We start from the raw sequence: 2,702 nt of genomic DNA on the forward strand, positions 1-2,702 counted from the left end.
CCTAACCCTCCCCCGCTTCGCAGGGGAGGGAACGGCTCCTCCCCCTGCGGAAGCGGGGGGAGGTTGGGAGGGGGGCCCGATGCGACCACTCCCTCACAACCCCCTCGCCTGCTCGCGCAGCACGAACTTCTGGATCTTCCCGGTCGAGGTCTTCGGCAGCGCTCCGAACACCACCGTCCGGGGCGCCTTGAAATGGGCGAGATGGTCGCGGCACCAGCCGATCACCTCGGCCTCCGTCACCCGTCCTTCCGATCCCGGCTTCAGCGTGACGAAGGCGCAGGGCGTCTCGCCCCATTTCGCATCGGGACGGGCGACGACGGCGGCCTCCATGACGTGGGGGTGCTTGTAGAGAACCTCCTCGACCTCCAGCGAGGCGATGTTCTCGCCGCCGGAGATGATGATGTCCTTGGCGCGGTCCTTGATCTCGACGTAACGGTCGGGGTGCAGCACGGCGAGGTCGCCGGTGTGAAGCCAGCCGTCGCGCAGCGCCTCGTCGGTCGCCGCCGGGTTCTTCAGGTAACCCTTCATCACCGTGTTGCCGCGCAACGCCAGTTCGCCCAGCGTCTCGCCGTCGGCGGGCACCTCGCGGCCGGTGTCGGGGTCGAGCACGGTCTGCTCGGACATGGTGACGTTGGGCACGCCCTGGCGGGCCATCTTCACCGCCCGTTCCTCCAGCGGCAGCTCCGCCCAGCTCTCCTGCCACGCGCAGCCGGTGGAGGGGCCGTAGCATTCCGTCATGCCGTAGAGATGGGTCAGGCGGAAGCCCATCCGTTCCATCCCCGCGATCACCGCGCTGGGCGGCGCCGCCCCGCCGGTCGCCACCTGCACCGGGCCGTGGTCGAAGCCGCGCTTCACCGCGTCCGGCGCGTGGATCAGCATGGTCAGCACGACCGGCGCGCCGCAGAGATGGGTGACCTTCTCCTCGGCGATCAGGCGGAAGATCGCCGCCGGGTCGACGGCGCGCAGGCAGACATGGGTCGCCCCGACCGCCGTCACCGCCCAGGGGTAGGTCCAGCCGTTGCAGTGGAACATGGGCAGCGTCCACAGATAGACGCTGTCGGGCCGCAGCCCGAAGGTGATGACGTTGCCGAGCGCGTTCAGATGGGCGCCGCGGTGATGGTACAGGACGCCCTTGGGATTGCCGGTGGTGCCGGATGTGTAGTTGAGCGCTATGGACTCCCACTCGTCCTCGGGCGTCCGCCAGGGCGCCTGTGCATCGCCGGTCTTCAGGAAATCCTCATACTCCAGGTCGCCCACCGTGTCGGCGTCCTGCGCCGCCGGATCGTCGATCCACACCACCCGCGGTGGGGCCGCCATGCGCTCCAGCGCGGCGCCGGCCACCGCGGACAGCCCGCGGTCCACCAGGAACAGGCGGCTCTCCGCATGCTCCAGGATGAAGGCGACGGCGGGCGGGTCGAGCCGCGTGTTGATGGCGTTCAGCACCGCCCCGGCGCCGGGAATGCCGAAATGCGCCTCCAGCATCGCCGGGGTGTTGAAGGCCAGGACCGACACCACCTCCCCCGGCCGGACGCCGGCCCCGGCCACCGCTGAGGCCAGCGCGCGGGCGCGGCGCTCCACCTCCGACCAGCTCCGCCGCAGGGGGCCGTAGACCACGGCGGTCTTGTCCGGATAGACCATCGCGGAGCGGCGCAGGAAGTCCAGCGGCGTCAGCGGCACATGGTTGGCCGCGCGCCTGGACAGACCTGCGGACGGAGTGGTGGCGTCCACGCTCGTCTCCTTCCCTGTTCTGCGGTCCCTGAGTCAGGGCCGGCGCCTCATACCGGACGCCTTGCGGACGATGGTAGGCACGAACCATTGGGCAGGACAAGATTCACCTTTGGTTGGTCCTTCTCCCTATGCCCGCAAGAACGTGGCAGGCACGGGCGAGCGTGTTACCGCCTCTGGCGCCGCGGTTGCGGGCCGTCCGCCCGCTACACTGTCCGGCATCGAGCCTTATGGGGGCGACCATGACGACGGTGCGGATCGCGTTCGACAAGGAACTGGTGCTGTCCGGGCATTTCCTGCTGAAGCATCTGGAAAAGCCGGAACTGCAACGCCTCGCCGCCAGCGCCCGGCTGGCCTATTTCCGGCCCGGCGCGGTCATCTTCCAGAAGGGCGACCCCGGCGACAGCATGATGGCGGTCATCCGCGGGCGGGTGAAGATCTGCTCCCACTCCACCGACGGCAAGGAGCTGGTGCTGAACATCATCAACAAGGGCGGCCTGTTCGGAGAGATCGCCCTGCTCGACGGCGAGCCGCGGACCGCCGACGCCGTGGCGCTGGAGGAGACCGACCTTCTGGTGCTCGACCGCTCGAAGTTCGTGCCGCTGCTGAACGAGCGCCCGGCGGTGGCGCTCCAGCTCATCACCGTGCTGTGCAAGCGCCTGCGCCAGACCAGCGAGCATCTGGAGGACACGCTGTTCCTGGAGGCGTCCTCGCGCTTCGCCCGCGCGCTGATGCGGCTGGCCGACGTGTTCGGCAAGCCGACGCCGGGCGGGTTGAAGCTGGACATCAAGCTGTCGCAGCAGCAGCTCGGGTGCTTGGTGGGCGTCTCGCGCGAGAGCATCAACAAGCTGCTGGGCGAATGGCAGCGCAACGGCGTGATCGCCGTGGAGTCCGGGCGGATCACCCTGCTCGACCGCGACGCGCTGGAGGAGATCGCCGAGGCGAATGGATAGGGTGTCGCGTAGAGGCCCCCACCC

At 69.3% G+C, this 2,702-nt stretch carries 2 protein-coding genes; one reads left to right on the top strand and one right to left on the bottom strand.

Annotated elements, in window-relative coordinates; genetic code table 11:
• Positions 1–93: 93 nt before the first annotated feature.
• The gene (locus tag GBZ26_RS28635; RefSeq protein WP_174441705.1) at positions 94–1,728 is read right to left on the bottom strand and encodes an AMP-binding protein; all 1,635 of its coding nucleotides are present in this window, start codon (positions 1,726–1,728) and stop codon (positions 94–96) included.
• Between the two features lie 239 nt (positions 1,729–1,967).
• Between GBZ26_RS28635 and GBZ26_RS28640 the strand changes: the two genes are divergently transcribed.
• On the top strand, positions 1,968–2,678 hold the full coding sequence (locus GBZ26_RS28640; RefSeq protein WP_172428347.1) for a Crp/Fnr family transcriptional regulator: 711 nt from the start codon (positions 1,968–1,970) through the stop codon (positions 2,676–2,678).
• The last annotated feature ends 24 nt before the right edge of the window (positions 2,679–2,702 follow it).

The organism is Azospirillum formosense (assembly GCF_013340925.1).
Taxonomy (GTDB): domain Bacteria; phylum Pseudomonadota; class Alphaproteobacteria; order Azospirillales; family Azospirillaceae; genus Azospirillum; species Azospirillum formosense.

What these genes read in the sequence shown, in the direction of transcription:
- GBZ26_RS28640 (WP_172428347.1), top strand. Translation starts at nt 1,968, where the DNA reads ATGACGACGGTGCGGATCGCGTTCGACAAGGAACTGGTGCTGTCCGGG.